A 21,721-nucleotide genomic window follows, 5' to 3' on the forward strand; every position below is an offset into this window, starting at 1 on the left:
CTAAGATGAGCAATATGATTCCAATAAAAAGAACTTCCATAACTAACCTCCCCATTAACAATGACATCTTTACTCTAAATATTCTTAAAGTAAATAACATATTCCTTATGCCACAATCCTGCCCTTTTCTTGAGTAACGGCGGCTGACTTAGGTGACAATTGCACCCGATTATTGAATAAAGAATTATTCGTCATCAAAATCATCCTCAGCCACTTCTTCTTTTCTTTTTTAAAATTTGTCCAAAATGCTTTTATATCAGGTATTTTACTTTTTTAGTTTTCAAAACATGACTTATTTTTAAAATTATTTTGATCATTTTTCGGTGAGATATTGGTCCATGAAATAGTGAATCATTCAGGTATGACAAAGCAATCGGCGCTTCTGTCAAAATTTTGATAGGGTTTCATTTATTATTGGCATCCGATTTACCATTTTATAGAAAACAACCTTAACAAATGGCTTTCAAAACATTTTAAGGTTTTCAATCCGACTTTAACAATTACTTCTAAAAAAAAGAATACTTTGATTAAATAGTTCATCAACCCAGTTCAGCCTTGAGAAACCATGATCGGCGTCCTTGATGAAATAGATGCTGCGGTCATTCTTTACATATGTGTCGTAATATTTTTGACCAAATTCAGCAGGAACAACCTGATCGTTTGTGCCATGAATGATCATCACCGGTTTCGTATAAGATGTAATCCCTTGAAATAAATCCCGATTCTTAAGGTCTTCATAGAAACCACGACCTAACTCAATACCGTCTAAATCAATGTTTCCGTTAGGAAGCATAGGATATTTTTCAAAATAGGAACGAGCTAGTTCGTTCATGTTACCTGCTGGTGACCACAAGCATACTTTATGTATTTCGTCCGGGGTTTCTTTTGCTACTTGAGTAGCAACCGCCCCGCCCATGCTATGACCCAATAGCATTATTTTTTCTGGATCGACCCAATCTATTTTTTTCACAAGATAAATGTCATCTCTGTAAAAGATCCGTCACTTTCCCCAGAACCTGAAAAGTCAAATCGAACACACCCGATGCCTTGTCTGCTCAGTTCACGTGCAAAACGGACAAACAAAAAATTCCCATCTACTCTGGAACCTGTAAACCCATGAAAAATAATAACGATGGGGTATTTTGATAGATTGTTAACTTTAGGTTTGTGAGACATCCCGCGTAAGGTTAACCCATTCACTTCAATTGCTATTAAGTTTTCCACAATTATCAACCTTCCTCTCGCTTATTACTATAAGCATTTCATGCAGTTTAAAACAAATATATAAGCCTAAAATAAGGAATGTAAAGAAGATTCTTTTTTATGTCAATGAAAGGAACGATTGAAACATAGACCATAAAACACGAGAAGCTGAGAGCATTCTCAGCTTCATTGCATAATCAGAATGTTACATTAATTCCTAAGCATTAGTTAGATAAGAATGCAGTGAACGCAAAAGATTTATGTTACATACCTCCTGTCGTTTTAATTCGATTTACTTTTTCCTTTTCTTTTCTCTTTCCCCAAGGTTTATAGTAAGAGATGATAACGAGAAACGCTAGTATAGAAAAACTAAGTAGAAGACCCATAAAGATCATATTCCGGTTAGCTAAATAGAGAGCATTTTCTAAAGGATGAAGCGGATTGTTAAACACAGGTTTAAAATTATCATGCAGCCAGATCCTCATAAAATTAGCCCCAAACACGATAGCCAAAATGTTCCCGATCCACTTGACTAATAGCCAATAATGTTTGGTCAGACCCCAATGCGTTCGAACCGCGAGCCAAATTCCAGTAAGTAAAGCCCCTAGCCCGCCAGGAATGATCAAAAACCAATCAAAGTATTGAATAAACAAATGAGCTGAATAGATGATGTCTCTGTTGTCTGTAAATTTTGTCGTGACCACCATTAAAAAGGTCCCTAACAGTCCGCCAAAATAGAGGATCACGAAGAATATATGTGCGATCAGCCAACTGTTCTTTTGTTTCATGTTAAATTTTTGTTTTTTCTTTCTCCCCATCCAATTCAGAAAATAGATGATCAGTAAAAACCCAAGAGGCATGACGATTACGTTTAGAAGCAATAGCCACATCAGATATATCTCTCCATTCTTTAGTTAGAGTCATTTCATACTTTTATCGTTTTAAAAGATATCCTCCTTACTTAAAAGTATCTAACACTGTTAGTTATCTAACACTGTTAGTTTATGTTCGTTATGGTATAATTGTCAATAACAAAATTTAAAATTTGGAAGAAGGGCAACAATGAAAGGAAAAATTGATCGAAAACAAATTATAGATGGAGCCATAGTCTTATTAGAGGAAATCGGCATCCAGGATCTGTCGATGCGTAAACTAGCTGAACAGTTAAATGTCCGCGCCTCTTCCCTTTATTGGCATGTAAAGAATAGATCAGAACTATTAGAATTACTTGCTGATAGGATTATACAAGATATTTCTATACCGGAGGCTGGATATCCATGGGATGTTCAATTACAGATGATTGCGACTGACTACAGAAAAGTATTATTAGCTTACCGGGATTCAACAGAAATCTTGTCCCTGACACCACCGGCAACAACAAACCGAGTAAGATTGATCGAGTCCATTTATCGAATTTTTGCAAATGCTCATGTGAGTCATAAACTGATACCCTCATGTGCCTCTCTGTATAACAATTATGTTCTTTCATTCGTAAAGGATGAGATAAGACTATCTCAAACGAATGTTAACGGAATGAAGGAAAATGAAGAAGAAAAGAACATATACTTCCAATCCAAACTTGAAGAAGACTTTCCTTTCTTTATTGAGTTGAACAAATATTTTCACATGCGGGATAGTGATGAGGAATTTCAGTTTGGCCTAAATATTTTACTGGAAGGCTTTAGAAATAAAGTGGGAAAAGATTTATAACAAATTTGAATTTACTAGAGGCACAACCAAGAACAGAATGTAGGCATTCTTGAATGATTGCTTGATGATCAAGAAAAGAAAGTCGATATCAAGAGTAGGATTTCGGTAAACTAGTTTTTATTTAAAATTATAGGAACCAATTTATCATTTTTGATAGGGGATGAGAGTACAATTAACGTTGTTGAATCCCCGTAAACTCCCATTTGATTTGTAGCCATTTCCAGCGTTTGTAGATTTTCCGTCACTACTTTTACTAAAAAATTATATTGTCCACTAATCCTGTGTAACTCCACTACTTCATCTGCTTGTTTACAATGTTCTACAAAACTTTCACATCCCTTTGTATGAATTAGGACGTAAGCTGTAATCTGTTTATTGATTTTCTCTGGGGAAACAACAGCTCGATAAGAGTCAATTATCCCTTTCTCTTCCATTCTTCGAACTCTTTCTGTGACTGCAGGTTGTGATAAAGAAACTGATTTCCCTAATTCCGTCATAGAAATTCTCGCTTCTTCCTGAAGAAGTAACACGATTTTCTTGTCAATCTCATCCATATAAAAGCAACTCCTTTAATTTTAAAGTGAAAAACATAAAACAAATTATTTATCTAAGTGAATGTGATTAATTAACTTTAATGATCTATGTATCTAGCTTACCTCATTTACTAAAATTAGTCATATAGTTCAATCTTTTAATGAGGGGAGAGTAAATATTTGAAAAACGAGTTATTAAATCCCATCAAAATTGGTGATTGGAACCTCCGGAACAAAATTGTAATGGCTCCTATGACAAGAAGCTTTGCAGATAACAATACCGGGACTGTTGGAGAAGATATTGTAGCTTACTATAGAAGACGGGCTAAGGATGGAATAGGACTTATTATTACCGAAGGAATTAATCCAAGTCCTAGAGGAAAAGGAACTTTTGGTGTTCCAGGTCTGTACTCAGATAAACAAGTAAAAACTTGGAGAAAAGTAACTGAAGCTGTTCACGCAGAAGGAGGAACTATCATTGCTCAACTGTGGCACAGTGGAAGATTGACGCACCATGATCTTACAGGAGGTTATCCTCCACAAGCACCATCAACGGTAAGAGCAGAAGGACATGTCCATCGTTTACGTAAGCCTTATGATGAACCTGAGGAAATGTCATTATATGATATTGAACAAGTAATCGATCAGTTTGCTTTAGCTGCAAGAAATGCCATTTCTGCAGGCTTCGATGGAGTTGAAGTCCATGGGGCACATGGGTATTTAATCGATCAGTTCAATTGGGAGGTGACAAATAAACGCAAGGACAACTATGGCGGTAATCTATCAAACAGATTATTGTTCATGAAGGAGGTTTTGACAGCTGTAAGTGAAGCGATCGGACCTGAAAAAACGATTATTCGCTTTTCTGAGATAAAAGATGATATACCGAGTTACAGATGGGAGAATCCCATAGAACTAATTAAGGCTTACCTTTCTGTATTTAAGGAAGTTGGTATTCATATTCTACATCCTTCTACAAATGATTTTACTGAAACCATATTCAATCGCAGGACATTACATCAACTAATTAGACAATATTGGGACGGTCCAATTATCGGAGTAGGAAATTTAGATCCAGATACTGCTTCTGATGCTATTACGGAAGGTACCATCGATTTAGCGGCCTTTGGGCGTTCCTTACTTGCAAATCCCGATTTCGTAAAAAAAATGGAAGAGGAATTACCTCTTATACCTTATAATTCAGAAAGACATTTACAAAATTTGATATAGCCATAAAAAAATAATAATAAAGAGGGTTGATTAAAGTGAAATATGTTTTTTATGTATTAGGAATTTTAACACTAACCCTTGGTATTTCTTTCACAATACAATCAGACCTTGGAACTTCACCTTTTGATGCACTTTTGGTAGGACTGTCCATTAATGTGGGGCTAACTGTGGGAAGTTGGGAAATAATAATAGCTTTAATAATGATAGGTTGTAATTCATTTTTAAAAAGACAAAGACCAGAAGTTTTAGGGCTGTTAACAGCATTTATAACGGGTGTTGGTATTGATATGTGGCTTTTTTTATTACACAATTTGATAACACCTGAACTCTGGTACAGCAAAGTGGTTTGTTTTGGAATCGGCTTAGTTGTTATAGGATTAGGAACTGCAACCTATTTACACACAAATTTTGCACCGATTCCAGTTGACCGATTAACATTAATCATACAAGAATTAACGAGAACCAATATATTTTTGTCGAGAACATTCATTAACCTCGTATTCTTGATAATGGCAATGATTATGAATGGACCAATTGGGATTGGAACTTTATTAACCGTTTGTTTATCGGGGCTAATACTTAATCACTTTATGCCAATTACTGAAAAAGTATTAGACCGCATATTAACACACTCGAGTACATCACCAAATTATGATAAAGAAAAAAACCATTTCTTGTTCAACTACTACCCTGCCACGATAGTTTAAATACATTCATTCACAATCTCTCCCATAAATTTCAACATAAAAAATGCATTTAATTTAAAAATGAGTTCCTCCACAATCTGGCCCGTTTCTGGAATAAAACATAAAAAGCGGAAAAAGGGGACAATGTGGAATCAGCGATCCAGCAAATCTTTCATATCAACGTAAAAGACGCCAAGAAATATAGATGTATCTATCTTCCTTTGAAAGATGGAACTTTATTATCTCCTCCAGATCCGGAAAACAAGTGGGACTTTACGGTCTTTAAACGGAACCTCGTAAAAAATCTTACGGAAACCAATCGAAAAGCCTATACTAAGCTCATCCAAAAACCTGTGGCTGATGTGCGACCGTCTTTTTGATTATTCCAAATACGTTTGATTGAATATCTACAATCTTTGTTTCTATTTAAAACTGTTTCAACTTGAAGGTTTTCATATTCGTTTGTTGAAATATTGTCCATTCTAAACCTCCATTTAAGGTATATTTTACCATTTGATATGTATTCCCATTATAATCTATTTTGTACTGTGATTTGCACTGTTTTTAAATTTTTGAAGTAATAAAATTTCCATTTAATTTTAATCGCTTTTCTTTGATTTAAAGATGCATAAGTCGGTTCTAGATGATGTTGAAAAGACTTTATAAATGTGGTGAATCCTTTAATTCCTGTAAATAACCCTATTATGTAAAGTCTATGACAATACCTCTATGACTAATTAAAAATTATCTGGCTATTTCTGATTTATTAATGAGATAGCTATACAATAGGCGAGGAAAATAATCCGGTTAAATATGACTTTTCAAAAGATTCAATGTTTTCTTTTAGCAGCAATCCGGTTAATTTTGAAACAAATGTGAATTTAAAGCTCTATGCAACAAGGAATCAATCCGGATAATTCCGATGTTTAACAATCCCATATTAAAATTAAAAACCTTTTGTCAAGGCATACAAAAGAAGCCTGTTAAACAGGTTTTTTACATAATGAAAATCTATCGTTTTTTTCTTGGATCTACCCTTAATTTTATTGCAGTTTTTTCTTGATTATCGATTAAAATAGTTATAAAACCAGGAACAAAGACCAAATCAAGACCAGCGGGAGCTACGAATCCTCTTGCAATCGCAATGGCTTTAATCGCTTGATTTAATGCACCGGCTCCCAACACTTGAATTTCTACAGTACCTGTCTCCCTAACTACGCCTGCTATTTTGCCCGCAACTGAACTCGGTTTTGATTTTGATGATACTTTTAATAGATTATCCATATACCCTGGGTCCCCCTGTTATTTGATCGCATTGATTTGATTACTAGAAGGAATATATATTCATATCTAAATCAAACAGAAACTATTAAAGCGTAATATTCATGGAATGTAAGGTCATTAAAGGGCGAATTGATTTAAAAACCTTTCGCGATTTCTGTGAACAGCTGAATCTAGTTTCTTACATTATACATCTTGTTTCTATAGAAACTCTTTTTCATATAGACACGGATTTGTTCTGTATATTAATAGTTTTCATGTTTAATCTTTGTATCAAAGGCAAGAATAGTGCTAAACACAAGGAGTGAATCCATTGGAACCTAATTTATCAGCAAAAGAAGTGATCATGCAGATTCAGGAGCTTGAAAACAGGGGAAATTCATTAAGCAAAAAACAAGTGAAACAAACTCATCCTGAGCTCATGCGTAGTGCCTTATATTACTATCCGAGTTGGCAACATGCACTTGATGTAAGTAGCATAAGTTGACGAGAGCCCTGTCCAAGGACAGGGCTCTCGGCCGTTCTAAGATGGATTACAGGTCATTAATAGAGTCCTTTTGAATTATTTATATGAATTGGAGTAACCAAAAGGGGAGGTGGTTTCGTGTTCGTAGCACCTTATCATAATTATGGTGTTGTGTGTATTTGGCATTTAAAAGCTATTAACGACAGTATCTTTTATGAGTAAATAGATGTAACTGCTAGACTAAATGCTGTTCCATAAAGTTATTTAAATATATTTTTTTATTAATCTTGCAGGTGTTTTTTACATAATATAGAAAGTTTACAAAGTTGTTGGAAATCTAAGAACTTATTATTTATCGGCGGTAACCTTTATCTTAGAAACGAAAGGAGAGGGACGAAATGATGAAGAAAATCAGGGTAATTTTAGCTTTTATTGCACTTTCTTTGATAATTCCAGCAATTGCCCATGCTGGTGGCTGGGATTATCAAGGGAGTGATGTATTTACCCACCAAAGTAAAATCTTTTTATCAGGGGGAGGCGATTTTAAAATTTGTCTTAGTTCTAATAGTAAATCAGGTTATTATGAGTTATATGATGAAGATCCGTTTGATCGAGATGATGTAGTTTATTCTAATGGTATTAGAGGTCTCTACTATAAAACAGCGGGTAGTCATGATTTTGATTCACATGGCTGTCATGTCTTCAGAAATATCGGTAAATATGTCGATGGAGATCAAGCCGAATTTTATTTAGCAAAATACTCAGGTGGAAATTCAAAAGTATATGCTTGGGATTAAGAAAAGGAACTAGTTACTAAAAATATGATCTTGCTTAATTTATAAGGAAGTATAATAGCCAATTTTCCTTTAGTCCTAAGGAGAATCGGCTTTTTTCTATTATACCCATATCAAATTCTACCCAAAGCGAAAATCACGGGCGGTCCAGTATTCAGTTGTACTAGTTTGCTAAGATTGCTCCCGATTATTACTCTACACTTTCCATATACAACTGCAGCAAAAGGTCAATGAAAAGCACCACAATCGAGTTATATGACGTTATGTTATAGGACACATCAAGAGGTTCCCCTGAACCATATATCGGGAGAATCAAATCAGCTATTTCCGCCAGAGTACTGTTCCTGCTGCCTATCGAAGGCACAGATCGCGAAACGAGAGGGAATTCAAATCGCAGCGATAACAGAGGATCACGTCCCAACCAGCCTCAAACATGTTTCTACAAGTAGGGGGGTGGACAGTATTACGGACGGGATCTTGGTCCCACGGGCCAGAACGTCCTCCCCCGGCTGGTTAACCTCATAATACGATCGGGCCATATTCTGGAATAAAGTATTGTGAAAAAGATGTAATTTTGAAATAATTGGTATTAAGTTAAAGTGCAGTTTAGTGAAAGAAGAAGTTATTGAGGTAGTGACAGTAAATCCTCACCTGGTAAGAAGGAATAAAGAAAATCGTGATATTGGAGTAACGTTCCTAATGAGGTGGGCGAATATAGGGCACGCCGCCCCTGGAGGCTTTCCCTAAAATAGGGCTCCTCAGTAAGATGAATGTATCCCAAACAACCATCACGAAGTTGTAATATCCCCATTGTCCTTATGTATCAATCATTACACTCCTTTTCTCTCGCTTATTCTTTGATGAAATTCCGAAACTTTAAATCAATTATCCTGCCCTTTTCTGGAGTAAGCATAGAGTGATAACTCTTTGCTGCAATCGCACCCGATTGTGGACTAAGTTTTTTCTACCTATATATTCATTCTCTCTCTGGCTGAGTTCGTTTTTTTAGTTACGGGAGCAATTGAATACGCTTGGCCTAGCCCAAATCTCGGCATATTATTGTAAATTGCCTCTGCACAATTTTTCGTGATCCGATAGCTTTCATGATAAATACCAACACTTCCATCGTTTCCTAATTTGTTATTAAATTCTTTCCAGGCAACCAAATGTGTTTTACCATGTGCGTAGGCTTCAAGTTGTTCAAAACTTCTCCAATATTGAATCAGCGTTATTCTTCTCCAACTAAAAAGAAACTCCGTATGAAGAAAACCTAATTGAGGGTTTTCATATAATTGTCTAATCATTGGACCCATAGCTTTAAAAACTGGAATCCACTTAGTAAAAGAGAAAAATTTATTAATACGCATGCCTATGATAAACAATACAAAGTCATCATCCACTTCTGCTATGTATCTTCCTTTATTAATTTTTTTCATAATCGTATCCCCTTTTTTTGGTTCAATAGATAATTTAAGTATATCTCAATTAACATTAAATGGATAAATCAAAATTTTATCTTTGACATATTAAAAAAAGAGCATTTCTCCTTCTTGAAGAAATGCACCCGATTGTGTAATAAATTAAATCCAATTAGCTAATGTCCACCCATCAGCTAATCTCTCTTTTAGTAAAGTGTCGTTCCAAGTCCCCCACGGAGAAAGTAGCTTTTGTTCATCAGATAATTTTACGAATTTTTCTCTTTTCCAAGTCTCATAATTAACAATATGCCAACAAATAAGTTCACCATCAACTTTATGTTGAATTCTAAAACTTTGAGGTAACATAAAATCATGTGGAATTGAATAATTCCCTATTTTAGTCACTATCTTTTGTCTTAGTGCAGCTTCCAAGGGAAAATGGATTAAATATAACTCTTTCTTTTCCACTAATTTATCGTCAATACCATACCCTTCTTCGTATAAGATAGGTAATATACGAATTAAGTGCCCCATTGTTTTATCTTTATGAACATATTGAAATAATCCTATTCCATTTAATGTTTCTATCTCAAAAACATCCCCAATTTTTATCCGTGCCAACCTAATCAATCCCTGATGTTTATTTTGTATTTTTAACATACAGCATGTTCAACTATCCTGCTACGATTGCTTAATACCAATTATTTCAAATTATAACAATTAACTCAATCCTAAATCCAATAAAAAAAGTACCTCTACTAGAACGCACTTTAGAAATATCTACTATACAAATCATGTCTTTGCTTGCCACTAAATTGAGCGTATATTTTTGTTGTTTCGCTTTTCTCATGACCCAATAAACTTTGTATTACCTCAAGAGGTGCCCCATTATTGATCATATTAGTAGCGTAGCTATGACGTAATTGGTGGGGATGAATACTTTTCCTGATTATAGCACGACTAGATATACGTTTTATGATATATCTCATGAGATCAATACTCATCCTTCTTCTAGGTTTTCTCTCTGTTATAAACAAGCATTGTTCTATATCGTCCCTCGAATCCAGATACCTTTTTAACCACAAAGAACACCGAGTATTAAAGTATACCTCACGTTCTTTATCACCTTTTCCGTGAACAATAACAGAGTTTGAAAAAGATACTTACCTATTTAAAGATAAGCACCCGTTGAAGACGCAATCCACAAAAAAGAACCAGCCGTTATCTGTTTGTATTATTCCGATATCTTTTAGGTATGGTTAAGTCTTTTCTTTCATCATCCCATGCTACGGAACTGATCTTCCAACCACTTGGAGTTTGAATAAACTGCATCGTTTTCATCCCCAACGTCTCGAACGAATCTCCATCCAACACTCCTGATTTTCGGTATAAGCTGAAACGGTGGGCGATATTACCAAAAATCTCTGTAATTTCGTTTATTTCTTCTTCTTTGAAATCAGTTAAGTGCCCTTCATTTAATAGTTTTTCACGCGGCTCGATAAATTGTTGAAGATTGTAAATGATGGGGATGGAATCCGTATTTTTGATGATCATCCCCTCTGGAATAAATAAATCATTAAGTACACGTACATTTGCTTTTTTTCCATTTTTGTTGGTAAATGCATTAAAGAATATATCAGTTAATCGATCTAAACTTATTTTTTGATTTGATAATTTATATGTGTTACTATCTAGTCCCAAAATATCCCCTCAAATCATCTAAAATATTTTCCTTTTTACTAATTTTTCCTTTAATTTGATTATCATCGTATTTTGATGTAAAGGTTATAGGTCAGTAATTTTGCCGAAAAGTAATGCATCATAATACTTATCTTCAATAAAGTAGTTGTCTTTTAATCGCCCTTCACACTCAAAACTGTTCTTTTCAAGAATCCGTGCTGAACCTATATTTGCTGCAGATACAATTGCATGGATTTTATGAAGATTTAGTGATTTAAATGCAAAATCACTTATCAATTCAACAGCCTCTGTTCCATACCCCTTACCCCAATGATCTTTGTGTAATACATAACCAATTTCAGCTTTGTTTGCAACTTGGTCAAAATTGAAAACCATAGCTGTTCCGATAATTTCATTGGTTAATTTATGAACAATAGAGGAATATAAATGAGTACCTGCCGACTCACGTTCTAACATTAATTCAATGTACTCACGAGTTTCCCTCAAAGTATTCATTAATTTCCAACCAATAAATCGTGAAACTTCTTTATCTGACGCATAATCATGTATCTCATGAGCATCATCTAACTTTAAGGCTTTAAAGTAGATTTTTTCACCTTCCAATGAATGAAACTCCAATGTATGGGATAAACAAATATTCATCATCCTAGCCCCCTTTTATATATTCATATTTTCATATTGCCTATAATTCAGGAAAAATTTCTACGATCATTCCGCATCCAAAATTATCAATTAAATCCTTATTTTTACTATATAGATTTAAAGTAGTATTGGTCAAACAAAAAAATACCTAAAAAAAAAGCAAAGCATGTATTCTAACATCTAAAAATAGAGATTGTACTTCTACTGGATTTAAAGAAGATGCATCTCCCGCCATATTAGAAGGCTTAAAAGAATCAACAGACACAGTGACCGCATTCTTCAAAAACTTCAAGTTTTGTTTGTTTTATGGTCCTTCAATTTTCATTTTTTTAAAATACATGGATTCTTTTTATGCTATTCAAAAATGGATGCATTTCCTCATTGATGAAATGCACCTTAAATTTTTTCTATAACACATCAATCCTCATTTAAAGACATCAAATAATCCTTTTCTCCACCATTGTCTCTACAATCTGAACCGAATTCCAAGCTGCACCTTTTAATAAGTTATCGGATACAATCCACAGGTGGAACCCTTTAGGATAGTCAGGATCTTTTCGAATTCTTCCAACAAACGTGTCTGTTTTCCCTGCTGCGTATAAAGGCATTGGATAAAGCTGTTCCCCCGGTTCATCCTGCAGAATAACACCTGGAGAAAAGGACAATACTTCTCTAATGTCTTTAACAGTAGCAGCTCTTTCCAACTCGATGTAAACAGATTCGGAATGACCGGATACAACTGGAACCCTGACGCAAGTAGCAGCCATCTTTAGAGCGGGGTCCTCCATAATTTTTTTAGTTTCTTGAATCATCTTTACCTCTTCAAATGTGTAACCGTTATCGGTAAACACATCTACTTGAGGCAATACATTAAACGCAATGGGATAGTATTTTTTATCCTTCTTTGCAGGTAATATGCCGGCTTCTGCCTCATGACCTGCAAGCATTGCCCTTGCTTGTTCCTTTAATTCGTTGATTGCATGAATTCCTGACCCTGATACTGCTTGGTAAGTTGAGACAATAATTCGTTCTAAACCGAATGCTTTCCGGATCGGGTGGAGAACTGTTACCATTTGTAATGCGGAACAATTTGGAACAGCGATGATGCCTTTATGGTTAGTTAGAGTGTGGGCATTCACTTCTGGAACGACAAGAGGGACATCAGATGACATTCGATATTCACTCGTGTTATCAATCACAACAGCACCACTATCAACTGCGTAGTTTACTAATCGTTTTGACACTTCTCCTCCAGCACTGAAAAAGGCAATATCGACACCTTGAAAGCTTGTTGGCAATGCTTCTTGTATTGTGATTTCCCGTTCTTTAAAGGACAGTTTTTTACCAGCCGATCGCTTTGAGGAAAGAAGTGTAACTTCACTTATCTCAAATTGAGTTTCGTACTCTAGTAAGCTAAGGATTTTTTGTCCTACTGCACCCGTAGCCCCTACTACAGCTACATGATAACTCTTTTTACGCATAACATTCTCCTCCAATGCTCTTAAGTGGTTTGATTAATGATAACAATCACAAATTCTGACCATCTAATTCCTTTTTCATGTAAAAATCCGACTCCGAGCAGATGTAATAAAAAAGCGAAGAAATGCAATTTCCCTTCTCAGTTTGATTTTAATAAAATATTCATTATTTGAAAAATTGAAAAATATGATATAATCGTTCACAAATCGTGATACTAAAAAGAGGGTTATCTATGGAAATGAGACACGTGAAAACATTTTGTGCTGTCGTCAAATATGGAGGATTCTCAAAAGCAGCTTGCGCATTAGATTATGCACAATCTACAGTGACTGCCCATATTAAAACACTGGAGAACGATTTACATACTTCTCTCTTCGACCGATTAGGGAAAAAAGTTCTTCTCACGAAAGCAGGACACCATTTTCATCCTTATGCTTTAGAGTTGCTATCTATCTACAAAAAAGCACAAGAGATACCTCAAGATAGCAATTATCCTGAAGGAACCCTTACCATTACGTCCAATGAATCTTTGGCTGTTTATCGGTTACCACATTTATTACAAAAATATAAGCAGAAAAATGCTAAAGTAAATATTATTCTAGAGACAGCTACTAATGAACAAGCACTAAGAAAGTTGCGAGATGGTGAAGCAGATATTGCATTCTTGATCGGGGAACCTATGGAGTACGAAGAGTTTATTACAACAATATTATTTGATGAGTCATTCGGATGGGTTTTGCCCATTGACTTTACACCTTGTGAAAATTCATCTAATTTCTTAAGAGAATACCAATTTATTTATACAGAGGAATGGTGTGGGTACAGAGCAATGGTGGATCGCTACTTACGTATGAGCGGACACTTTCCTGACAAAAAATTTGAAAGTTCAAGTATTGAAGTCATAAAGCAATCAGTCATGTGTGGGCTAGGTGTCGCGATCCTTCCTTATATTGTTGTAAAAGAGAATTCTAATAATAATCAATTAACATTTAAACCAATTGAAGCACCCCAATTCATAAAGAGTTATGCCATTTATCATAAGTTGAGATGGGTATCCCCTGTGTTGCAATCTTTTCTTTTGTTACTAGAAGAGCAAAAATGTCTATGGATGGATGAACAGGTTCATGGGAAAGAATGAAGATGGACGTTGGTTTTCGTCCACATTTAAACTCATTATTTGCAAATTCAGCTTGTGAAGAAATTATGTTTCGGATCTATGAAATAAAAAACTGCAATTCAATTGTTAGTTTTTTCTAACATTTGAATTGCAGTTTAAGTTGTCAGTAAATTTTAAAAAGAGAGTAATTGAATAACTTATTTAAAAAGAACTTAAATCAAACTTAATAGCCTTGTTAGAAAATTCATTAACCAGATTTTAAGCAATAATTATTTTGTCTGATCACATCAAATAAAGTGCACGAAATAGTGCACAGACTTAATTTATTTCATTGAATTAGATTAACTACGATTTCCCTCAAACATATAACAAACCTTATAAAATCAGACTTATTTTAACTTAATTGTTCTTATTTAACTCAGTTTTCTTATTAGAATTCCTCTGGCAGCCAAAAGGTCAGCGGTTCGATCCCGCTAGTCTCCACCATACATAAGTCTATAAAACCGCCTGAATTATATTCTCAATTGCTTCCCTAATAACCTCTTTTGTAAATATTCTATCGTTTAACGTTCTTGAGCCTGCTACAATTCGATTTTTTGTATTGAGGCCATCACGAGAAACACCTCCCTATCTTTATCTCTTATGAATGCTGCTGCGATCTTCGCTCCATCCTTCGGTGATCTAACGATGTGGCTCTCTCCTTCCCTCACTTCTGCTATTACTTGTTTGATCTGAAGAATTTCATAAAGTTTTTCCATTCTTGAACAGCTCCCTTCTTTGTTTGAAGGTGAACTAATCTTTGCGAAAAGAGCTGTCAAGGGACTTGAAGTTTGTGCAAGTTTTTTGAAGCATTATCAAAAAAGTTCACAAAGTTTGCGGAGAGAAGCGTAGCATCCCTTTACTGATCTGAATGAGCGAATGATTACACTTGAGAGAACAAAGAGGAAAGAGAAAATCCTTTTTAAATTCTATTTAAAAAGTACATCTAATAATTTAATTCTTGCAATTGATCTTCAGCAATCGCACCCGATTGTTGAAGTACGAATTATAGTTTTTCAATAGAAAATATTAAATCATTAAATTCAGTATCGAATCCATATGCATTGCTTTTATAAACTAATGAACCGTCTTTTTCGCTTATCAACATTCAATTTGCCATCGTTTGTATGACATTTAATAATGACTTCTTCTGGAGATGTGTCTTCCAACAAATTTATGCTCTTATAGATTTCACTTTTTAATGCAGAAATTTCAATACCTTTATCAGTTCTTAACCAAACTCCTTGTCTATGAGGCGACGTTTTAGAAATAAAATTAATTTTAACTAACTGACCATCTTGTATATTTTGAACATCCCATAAAACCACATTTTCCAATCCCTTTTCATAATAGGCTTTATTAAAGATTATTTCCTTTCCGGGGTAGCGTCAGGAAAATGCGGATTTACAACGATGAGGAAATTCCAAATTAAAAAGCCCAACTTCTCTACAAATCAAAATAGAGAAATTGAGCTTTTCAGTTACTTCATTTATTTATTGAATTCATTAACTGGAAGAAGTATTCAGGTTTATGAGTCTTATTTAGGTTATACCATGAATGTAATGCATCTGGTGTAAATACATCTATTTTTTTCAGTACCTCCATGGCAAATTCCAGAGGAGCTATTCCTGATGCGGTGACTAAATTCGCATCAGATACGGCAGATCCCAACTCATAAAACTTTTCTCCTTTGTAGTTAGGACATACCATTTTGGTATATTCCAAGTTATTACTTGTGTGCTTTCTAGTATCTAAGTATCCCCTATTCGCGAGGGCCTCAATTGCGCCACAAGTTGCAGCAACAATGGTGCCAAGCTTTAAAGCCTGGCCGATTCTTTCCAAGATAGGCTGATGAATGTCTTCACTCCAAGTAGTTCCTCCCGGTAAAATTAAAAGATCTTTATTTTCAAAAGTACAATCATCAAGGGACATATCTGGTTTTATGCTCAGCCCTCCCATAGTCGTAATCATTTCTTTATTAGCTCCTACTGTCATTACTTTTAAAGGTGCTAAATCTTTTTTGAAATACCTTCCTGAGTTTAGTTCAGCTATTAAATATCCATATTCCCAGTCTGACATTGTATTAAATACATATAAAAAAACTTTTTTTGTTTGCATCCAATAACACTCCAATCACAATTGATATAGCCAGTATAATAAAACTTCCCTGACAGTTAGCGTCAGGGAAGTGATCATACTTCATGAAATTTTATTAATTCCGACAGAACTTCAACAAGTCTTTTCTTCAGACTGATCGGCTCAATCACTTTAATAGATTGATTGTACGGTAAAAGTAAATAAGGTACATATGTATGGATCACATCTTTTTCAAGAAGAAAAACGGCTTGATTTGAAGTCCGTTCTTGTAAATAATGTCCTATAAACCAATGTTGGCAAATATCATCCAATACACTTTTGTCCCCAGAAATAACCAAAGCAATAATCCCTTCCTTATCTTCTATAGCTGGAAAAAGATTTCTTGTAAAAAAGTCACGTGCTGAAAAATTTTCCGGCCGGTTAAACGTATTTCCGGTCAGGATTAGACTTTCAATTCGATCTACTCTAAAACTACGGATATCATTTCTAAGATGACAAAATCCAATCACATACCACTTATTATTCCAATAGATCATTCTGTACGGATCGACCAATCTATCATTTAATTGCTTTTCTCCACTTTTATGGTAAACAATTTTTACTGAGTACCCGTCAGCTACGGCCTGCTCCAACTCCTTCAAAAAAGGTTCCATAGAAAGTGAACGTAATCGACTGATTACTTCAAGACTCGTTAAATGTTGGTTTACCTTTGTTTCCTGTTCTTGATTTGAGTAGTTACTTAGTTTTGAAATGGCCCTATTTAGTGCCTCACCACCATAATATCCGGCCTCTTCTGCAAAAACAGCAGCGTGAAATAATGAAGTTTGCTCCTCAAAATCAAAAAATAGAGGAGCCTCAATAAAATTGTCCAATAAAGTGTATCCACCGTTATGTCCTGGTTCTGAAATTATAGGTACGCCACTTGTTGAAATTGTATCAATATAACGATACACAGTCCTTATATTCATCTCTAACTTTTCTGAAATTTGTTTTGCAGTAATTTTTTCACCTGAACGAAACATCCATAGAATTGCTAACATATTGTCAATTTTAGGCATATAATTTCACCTCTATATCCCTCTATATATAATTAATAACCATCTTACAATACCAATTATTTCAAATATTATAATATTGAGCAATCCCCTTATTCCATTAAATGGCCAGTTTCATAAAAAAGAGTACATTTCTTATTACAGAAATGCACCCGATTGTGGAAGATTGATAATGTAGAAGTTCTGCAAAAATGGCTTCTAAGTTATTTTACTAACGCAATCAGTTCAACCAGAAGTTCATTCTTTAATTTAGCAACCTTTATATCAATAATAATTTGTTAAAAGAACCATTTCTCACGCGGTATATGGTAGTATTCGCCAGCGACAAGTTCTGAAGGTACGGCTTCTTCGATTCGTGAGAGGTCGTCCGAATTTAAGTTCACGTTAATTGCACCGAGTGAATCCTGAAGTTGCAATCGCTTTCTAGCCCCAACTAATGGGATAGTATCATCACCTTGAGATAGAACCCATGCGATGGCAAGCTGTGCAACGGTTGCTTGCTTTTCTTTAGCAATTTCACGCAAAGCCTCGACAAGAGCTAAATTCTTTTCAAGATTTTCGCCAACAAACCGTGGCGCCCTACCTCGCTTATCATCCGAACTTATCACTCGATCTTTTGACCATGTACCGCTGAGCAACCCTCTTGAGAGAACACCGTAAGCCGAAAGCGAAATGCCCAATTCCCGTAGAGTCGGCAAAATATTTGATTCGATGCCCCGATTAAATAATGAGTATTCAATTTGTAACCAACTGATTGGATGTACGGCGTGCGCGCGACGAATGGTATCTACTCCTACTTCAGAAAGCCCAATGTGACGTACATATCCCGCCTTTACCATGTCAGCAATAGCTCCAACGGTTTCTTCAATCGGTACGTTTGGATCGACCCGGGATGGTTGATAAAGATCGATGTATTCGACACCTAGGCGCCTCAGACTATCAGCAAGGAAATTCTTTACAGTTTGAGGACGGTAATCCCCCCCTCCATTACTCTTGTCCGTCGGGTGCAGCTTTCCATCGAATTTCACTGCAATAAACGCATTGTCCCGACGGATTCCTTGTAAAGCTTCACCTATAAGTAATTCGTTGTGGCCGTCAGCATAGAGGTCCCCTGTATCCATGACTGTAATGCCTTCCTCAAGTGCCGCGTGGATTGTTGCAATGCTCTCGCTCCGATCCGCATCACCATATAACCATGACATCCCCATACAACCGAGACCAATCTCTGAAACCTGTGGACCGTTATGACCAATTGCTCGCTTTTTCATTGGTATATTCCCCCTATCATCGTGAATCAAAAATATATGTGAATTTCCCCTATCGTATTCCAAGTGAACCAATCTGTAACCAGTTTCGTTCCGAAGCCCTATTCCACCCTTGCATTTTTCTAAATTTATTCTTTCTTTACTAAAATCCAAATTCCTTTATTTTATGATACTAATTGTTAGCTAACCTGCATACGCCGGTTTAAGCACAAACCTTCACAATCTGAGACCTATTGTTTTCGAAAGTTTTCCTCAACATTCTGGCCCTAAAATTAAAAAAGCGCTGTTCCTTGTTACAGGAAAGTGCCCTTTTCTTGAATAAACAAGTAGCTCATATTATCCGGTATTGTGGAAGCAATTAACTTATTCTTGCTGGTAATGTTAAATATCGTAGAAGAGTGAGGTTACTTTGGATTAACAATTGTTTAATTAAAGTTATCTGTTAGGAATAACATTTTCAGAATACCAATAAAAAGCATAATCAGTCATAACTGAACAATCACCCAACTGATGTAGCATAGCTGAAATATTCCCTCTATGATAGGTTCCATGATTTACAACTTGTAAGACCATTTCAGATATACTTGTTTCTCTTAATCCTGCCCATGGATTATCTAACATTATTCTCTTTTCCATATCTTCCTGTCTGTTCAAAAAGGATTTAAACCGAGATGTTAAAGTGTGAAATTCCGTTTCTAAGTCTTCAATGGGCAGTTTCTCAATCTTTTCTTGAATTTGAAATGAAGATTGCATTGCTTCATTCATACTCTGACCCTCGAGGGTATTAAGCCATCCATATTCCACCAAATAGAGATGAGATAAAACCTTTGAAACAGAAGAAAAGACACTTTTCATTTCCTTTTGATATTTATCAGGAGAAAGTGTCTTAAGATGATCAATAATCCGTTGATTTGCCCATACATGATAGTTATATAGATTTTCTACATGATTTGCCATACAATCGCCTCCTTATCATCACATTTTTTATTATTCTTTATCAGAATGAATTATTCCTTTAAATATTATTACTTATCTGATGAGATCTTCAACTAAATGGCCCAATTCTTAAATAATACGATAAAAAATGTTAGATAAACTCAAAATATGTACACAAAGAATTAAAGCATAAAAAAAGCCTTGGAATATTGATTAATTGACGTTTTCATACTGTTTTAAGAAGCATTCAAAACCTTGTAAAATCAACGTTTTGTGAATCTAACTTTTCAAACCTATTTATTGTTTTTCAAACTCAATCGGCACGAAGTTCGAAATTGATTAAATACTAAATCAATGGAATGTGGGTTTAATTTTAATTACGCATATTCAATAATCGCGCCCGATTGTTGAAGAAGGATCTTCATCTTCATTGCTGAGGTTTTTTTGCGTAAACACACCCGATTGTTGAAAAATCATTCTTTGTACCAATTATCATCAAATGTGAGATTTAGCGCCTTTCCATATAAAGTTCCAAATCGAATGAACTCTCTCCTCTTGCAGTAATTAGATTTCCATCTTGAACTACAAGCTCTTCACAATAATTTTCTTTTTCAAAAACGCCCGTGGTCTCCCGATTCTCCTCTCTCATTCCAATAGTATATTTTTTCCTTTTCGTATCCATGCTTTTGCTCAAATCCTATCGTTAAATGTAAGTGCGGATTGGATCTTTTTGTCTGGGCATAATAAAGCAAAAAATAAAGGGGCACACGATTTGAAAATCATTCTTCTATTGTTATGTATTTGCAGCTTAACATTTTCGCTTATCTTTTTTATCCAGCTATATTTATTTGGTTATGCAGAGGCGAAGGAAAATCTGCTAAATCCGTTTTGGGTCATGGACAGCTATGAGTTCGCTTTGATCATATTGTTACTTATCTTCTTTTTCGGTAATATCATATACCTTGCCAGAAAGAAAAAAACTAATTGATTTTTTTTCTGATAAAAACAATCGTCGCCAAAAGAAACGGTATTCCGATCTGAATCGGAAGGTGGATATACAGCGGTACAAAGTCTAATCCAATCTTTATATGTTCGGCAAAATTGCCCGCGATGATCAATGAACTGAATAGAATGATGATACCAATTGGAAACAGCAAGCTTTTATCATTCGGAAGTTTATATAGTTTCGCTGCTCCGAACGTCGCTGCGTAATAAAAAATAGCCAGTTTGAAGAAATTGGCTATGATTAATTTAAAAAGAAAAAAAACATCTAAATGCTGTAGAAACCCTATCTGTATTTTACTGATGGCTTCAAGCGTAGGAAATGTGGAACGCTGCATACTATCCGGCCCTATTACAGCTGTATCAAGCCCTATAGAGAAGCTTAAAAGTATCCCGCTAATCAAGATCGCCAGCAACCCAATCTTTTTAGCTTTCTTTTGCTGATTATAGAACGGCAATATCATTAGGAATGCAATAAGCTCACCAAATGGGAACGTTACCCCGCTAGGAAATACAGACTTTAAAACAGGTGTCCAGCCATTGGGCAGGATAGGGAATAATAAATCGAACTTTACGATACCTGAGGAAAACATTAATATCTTAACAATAAGAAAAAGAAGCATATATATGCCAAACATAATCTCCCCAACTCTAGCAAGGACTTCTATTCCCTTAGAAAGCAGATAAAACACGGTAAAGATAAATATACAATTCACTACAAAAACAGGTGTATAGTTATAATAAGCGTTTGTTAGTAGATCTCCGAAATCACGCAGGACCCTTGCTGAAAGATAAATAAAATAGATGACATAAACCAGTCCCAGAGTCCACCCCATGTACTTTCCTAAAATTTCAGGAAGATATTCGATGAATGAAAGTGTAGGAAACTGATTATATAAATAGTGATAGAGCAGATAAAGCAAGGCTCCGCCAACCATGCTGATGATGACAGTTAACCATGCTGCCTGCCTTGCCTGCAGCCCCACACCGACAATCATTGCGGTTCCCAATTCAAACAAAATGATAAGAGCAAGAAGTTGAAAAGTATCAACTTTTTCTTTTCTCAT

25 protein-coding genes and 1 pseudogene are annotated in these 21,721 nt (G+C 35.2%); 7 read left to right on the plus strand and 19 right to left on the minus strand.

Annotation, left to right across the window (positions count from 1 at the left end):
• Positions 1–493 precede the first annotated feature (493 nt).
• The 3 genes from M1K46_RS24555 to M1K46_RS24565 all read right to left on the minus strand — a co-directional run bounded on the left by M1K46_RS24555 (position 494) and on the right by M1K46_RS24565 (position 2,093).
• Positions 494–970, minus strand: coding sequence for an alpha/beta hydrolase family protein (locus tag M1K46_RS24555; RefSeq protein WP_256228072.1), 477 nt, complete (start codon positions 968–970; stop codon positions 494–496).
• Positions 967–1,224 carry an alpha/beta hydrolase gene (locus M1K46_RS24560; RefSeq protein ID WP_256228073.1) on the minus strand — a complete coding sequence of 86 codons (258 nt, stop codon included), beginning with the start codon at positions 1,222–1,224 and terminating at the stop codon, positions 967–969. Before M1K46_RS24560 ends, M1K46_RS24555 begins: the two co-directional genes overlap by 4 nt.
• Before the next feature lie 242 nt (positions 1,225–1,466).
• Entirely contained in the window at positions 1,467–2,093 is a 627-nt protein-coding gene (locus M1K46_RS24565) for a DUF2269 family protein (protein WP_256228074.1), read from the minus strand.
• Between the two features lie 172 nt (positions 2,094–2,265).
• On the opposite strand from M1K46_RS24565, the gene M1K46_RS24570 reads away from it, so the two are divergent.
• Complete coding sequence (locus tag M1K46_RS24570) at positions 2,266–2,913, plus strand: TetR/AcrR family transcriptional regulator C-terminal domain-containing protein (protein WP_256228078.1); 648 nt, start codon at positions 2,266–2,268, stop codon at positions 2,911–2,913.
• 110 nt (positions 2,914–3,023) lie between these two features.
• Here M1K46_RS24570 and M1K46_RS24575 read toward each other — a convergent pair whose 3' ends face one another.
• Positions 3,024–3,467: an Lrp/AsnC family transcriptional regulator gene (locus M1K46_RS24575; protein ID WP_256228079.1), complete on the minus strand. Its 444-nt coding sequence runs from the start codon at positions 3,465–3,467 to the stop codon at positions 3,024–3,026.
• Positions 3,468–3,626: 159 nt separating this feature from the next.
• Here M1K46_RS24575 and M1K46_RS24580 point away from each other — a divergent pair, with 159 nt between their 5' ends.
• The 3 genes from M1K46_RS24580 to M1K46_RS24590 all read left to right on the plus strand — a co-directional run bounded on the left by M1K46_RS24580 (position 3,627) and on the right by M1K46_RS24590 (position 5,742).
• Positions 3,627–4,676 carry an alkene reductase gene (locus M1K46_RS24580; protein WP_256228080.1) on the plus strand — a complete coding sequence of 350 codons (1,050 nt, stop codon included), beginning with the start codon at positions 3,627–3,629 and terminating at the stop codon, positions 4,674–4,676.
• Between the two features lie 35 nt (positions 4,677–4,711).
• Positions 4,712–5,383: a YczE/YyaS/YitT family protein gene (locus M1K46_RS24585; protein ID WP_256228081.1), complete on the plus strand. Its 672-nt coding sequence runs from the start codon at positions 4,712–4,714 to the stop codon at positions 5,381–5,383.
• Between the two features lie 125 nt (positions 5,384–5,508).
• Positions 5,509–5,742, plus strand: coding sequence for a hypothetical protein (locus tag M1K46_RS24590; protein ID WP_256228082.1), 234 nt, complete (start codon positions 5,509–5,511; stop codon positions 5,740–5,742).
• 631 nt (positions 5,743–6,373) lie between these two features.
• On the opposite strand, the gene M1K46_RS24595 is transcribed toward M1K46_RS24590, so the two are convergent.
• Positions 6,374–6,646 (minus strand): stage V sporulation protein S, encoded by a 273-nt coding sequence (locus M1K46_RS24595; protein ID WP_256228083.1) that lies wholly within the window; start codon positions 6,644–6,646, stop codon positions 6,374–6,376.
• Positions 6,647–6,956: 310 nt separating this feature from the next.
• On the opposite strand from M1K46_RS24595, the gene M1K46_RS24600 reads away from it, so the two are divergent.
• Both M1K46_RS24600 and M1K46_RS24605 read left to right on the plus strand, forming a co-directional pair.
• Positions 6,957–7,130 carry a hypothetical protein gene (locus tag M1K46_RS24600; protein WP_175501783.1) on the plus strand — a complete coding sequence of 58 codons (174 nt, stop codon included), beginning with the start codon at positions 6,957–6,959 and terminating at the stop codon, positions 7,128–7,130.
• 377 nt (positions 7,131–7,507) lie between these two features.
• Positions 7,508–7,906 (plus strand): hypothetical protein, encoded by a 399-nt coding sequence (locus M1K46_RS24605; RefSeq protein WP_256228084.1) that lies wholly within the window; start codon positions 7,508–7,510, stop codon positions 7,904–7,906.
• 965 nt (positions 7,907–8,871) lie between these two features.
• On the opposite strand, the gene M1K46_RS24610 is transcribed toward M1K46_RS24605, so the two are convergent.
• From M1K46_RS24610 to M1K46_RS24635, 6 genes and pseudogenes are all read right to left on the minus strand, one after another.
• Complete coding sequence (locus M1K46_RS24610; RefSeq protein WP_305586351.1) at positions 8,872–9,339, minus strand: DUF4188 domain-containing protein; 468 nt, start codon at positions 9,337–9,339, stop codon at positions 8,872–8,874.
• A gap of 144 nt (positions 9,340–9,483) precedes the next feature.
• Positions 9,484–9,942 carry a hypothetical protein gene (locus M1K46_RS24615; RefSeq protein WP_256228085.1) on the minus strand — a complete coding sequence of 153 codons (459 nt, stop codon included), beginning with the start codon at positions 9,940–9,942 and terminating at the stop codon, positions 9,484–9,486.
• 149 nt (positions 9,943–10,091) lie between these two features.
• Positions 10,092–10,475, minus strand: a pseudogene (locus M1K46_RS24620) (tyrosine-type recombinase/integrase); the annotation flags it as partial.
• Positions 10,476–10,542: 67 nt separating this feature from the next.
• Entirely contained in the window at positions 10,543–11,022 is a 480-nt protein-coding gene (locus M1K46_RS24625) for a hypothetical protein (RefSeq protein WP_256228086.1), read from the minus strand.
• A gap of 84 nt (positions 11,023–11,106) precedes the next feature.
• Positions 11,107–11,664 (minus strand): GNAT family N-acetyltransferase, encoded by a 558-nt coding sequence (locus M1K46_RS24630; protein ID WP_256228087.1) that lies wholly within the window; start codon positions 11,662–11,664, stop codon positions 11,107–11,109.
• A gap of 437 nt (positions 11,665–12,101) precedes the next feature.
• The gene (locus M1K46_RS24635; RefSeq protein ID WP_256228088.1) at positions 12,102–13,145 is read right to left on the minus strand and encodes an aspartate-semialdehyde dehydrogenase; all 1,044 of its coding nucleotides are present in this window, start codon (positions 13,143–13,145) and stop codon (positions 12,102–12,104) included.
• 230 nt (positions 13,146–13,375) lie between these two features.
• On the opposite strand from M1K46_RS24635, the gene M1K46_RS24640 reads away from it, so the two are divergent.
• The gene (locus M1K46_RS24640) at positions 13,376–14,281 is read left to right on the plus strand and encodes a LysR family transcriptional regulator (RefSeq protein ID WP_256228089.1); all 906 of its coding nucleotides are present in this window, start codon (positions 13,376–13,378) and stop codon (positions 14,279–14,281) included.
• Positions 14,282–14,841: 560 nt separating this feature from the next.
• Here M1K46_RS24640 and M1K46_RS24645 read toward each other — a convergent pair.
• The 8 genes from M1K46_RS24645 to M1K46_RS24680 all read right to left on the minus strand — a co-directional run bounded on the left by M1K46_RS24645 (position 14,842) and on the right by M1K46_RS24680 (position 21,721).
• Positions 14,842–15,018: a hypothetical protein gene (locus M1K46_RS24645; protein WP_256228090.1), complete on the minus strand. Its 177-nt coding sequence runs from the start codon at positions 15,016–15,018 to the stop codon at positions 14,842–14,844.
• 351 nt (positions 15,019–15,369) lie between these two features.
• Complete coding sequence (locus M1K46_RS24650; protein ID WP_256228091.1) at positions 15,370–15,627, minus strand: hypothetical protein; 258 nt, start codon at positions 15,625–15,627, stop codon at positions 15,370–15,372.
• Between the two features lie 157 nt (positions 15,628–15,784).
• Positions 15,785–16,417: a type 1 glutamine amidotransferase family protein gene (locus M1K46_RS24655; protein ID WP_256228092.1), complete on the minus strand. Its 633-nt coding sequence runs from the start codon at positions 16,415–16,417 to the stop codon at positions 15,785–15,787.
• A gap of 74 nt (positions 16,418–16,491) precedes the next feature.
• Positions 16,492–17,454 (minus strand): helix-turn-helix transcriptional regulator, encoded by a 963-nt coding sequence (locus tag M1K46_RS24660; RefSeq protein ID WP_256228095.1) that lies wholly within the window; start codon positions 17,452–17,454, stop codon positions 16,492–16,494.
• A 275-nt stretch (positions 17,455–17,729) separates the two neighbouring features.
• Positions 17,730–18,719: an aldo/keto reductase gene (locus M1K46_RS24665; RefSeq protein WP_256228096.1), complete on the minus strand. Its 990-nt coding sequence runs from the start codon at positions 18,717–18,719 to the stop codon at positions 17,730–17,732.
• A gap of 432 nt (positions 18,720–19,151) precedes the next feature.
• Positions 19,152–19,673, minus strand: coding sequence for a DinB family protein (locus tag M1K46_RS24670; protein ID WP_256228097.1), 522 nt, complete (start codon positions 19,671–19,673; stop codon positions 19,152–19,154).
• Positions 19,674–20,160: 487 nt separating this feature from the next.
• A complete protein-coding gene (locus M1K46_RS24675) occupies positions 20,161–20,334 on the minus strand; it encodes a hypothetical protein (protein WP_256228098.1) in 174 nt (57 codons plus the stop codon).
• Positions 20,335–20,632: 298 nt separating this feature from the next.
• Complete coding sequence (locus M1K46_RS24680; RefSeq protein ID WP_256228099.1) at positions 20,633–21,721, minus strand: GerAB/ArcD/ProY family transporter; 1,089 nt, start codon at positions 21,719–21,721, stop codon at positions 20,633–20,635.

The sequence above is a fragment of the Fictibacillus sp. WQ 8-8 genome, assembly GCF_024494405.1.
Lineage (GTDB): Bacteria > Bacillota > Bacilli > Bacillales > Fictibacillaceae > Fictibacillus_C > Fictibacillus_C marinisediminis.

Excerpts from the sequence above, each read along its gene's own strand:
- M1K46_RS24565 (WP_256228074.1), bottom strand. The coding sequence starts at position 2,093 with ATGTGGCTATTGCTTCTAAACGTAATCGTCATGCCTCTTGGGTTTTTA.
- M1K46_RS24570 (WP_256228078.1), top strand. The coding sequence starts at position 2,266 with ATGAAAGGAAAAATTGATCGAAAACAAATTATAGATGGAGCCATAGTC.
- M1K46_RS24575 (WP_256228079.1), bottom strand. The coding sequence starts at position 3,467 with ATGGATGAGATTGACAAGAAAATCGTGTTACTTCTTCAGGAAGAAGCG.
- M1K46_RS24595 (WP_256228083.1), bottom strand. The coding sequence starts at position 6,646 with ATGGATAATCTATTAAAAGTATCATCAAAATCAAAACCGAGTTCAGTT.
- M1K46_RS24605 (WP_256228084.1), top strand. The coding sequence starts at position 7,508 with ATGATGAAGAAAATCAGGGTAATTTTAGCTTTTATTGCACTTTCTTTG.
- M1K46_RS24610 (WP_305586351.1), bottom strand. The coding sequence starts at position 9,339 with ATGAAAAAAATTAATAAAGGAAGATACATAGCAGAAGTGGATGATGAC.
- M1K46_RS24630 (WP_256228087.1), bottom strand. The coding sequence starts at position 11,664 with ATGAATATTTGTTTATCCCATACATTGGAGTTTCATTCATTGGAAGGT.
- M1K46_RS24635 (WP_256228088.1), bottom strand. The coding sequence starts at position 13,145 with ATGCGTAAAAAGAGTTATCATGTAGCTGTAGTAGGGGCTACGGGTGCA.
- M1K46_RS24640 (WP_256228089.1), top strand. The coding sequence starts at position 13,376 with ATGGAAATGAGACACGTGAAAACATTTTGTGCTGTCGTCAAATATGGA.
- M1K46_RS24645 (WP_256228090.1), bottom strand. The coding sequence starts at position 15,018 with ATGGAAAAACTTTATGAAATTCTTCAGATCAAACAAGTAATAGCAGAA.
- M1K46_RS24655 (WP_256228092.1), bottom strand. The coding sequence starts at position 16,417 with ATGCAAACAAAAAAAGTTTTTTTATATGTATTTAATACAATGTCAGAC.
- M1K46_RS24660 (WP_256228095.1), bottom strand. The coding sequence starts at position 17,454 with ATGCCTAAAATTGACAATATGTTAGCAATTCTATGGATGTTTCGTTCA.
- M1K46_RS24665 (WP_256228096.1), bottom strand. The coding sequence starts at position 18,719 with ATGAAAAAGCGAGCAATTGGTCATAACGGTCCACAGGTTTCAGAGATT.
- M1K46_RS24670 (WP_256228097.1), bottom strand. The coding sequence starts at position 19,673 with ATGGCAAATCATGTAGAAAATCTATATAACTATCATGTATGGGCAAAT.
- M1K46_RS24675 (WP_256228098.1), bottom strand. The coding sequence starts at position 20,334 with ATGGATACGAAAAGGAAAAAATATACTATTGGAATGAGAGAGGAGAAT.
- M1K46_RS24680 (WP_256228099.1), bottom strand. The coding sequence starts at position 21,721 with ATGAGAAAAGAAAAAGTTGATACTTTTCAACTTCTTGCTCTTATCATT.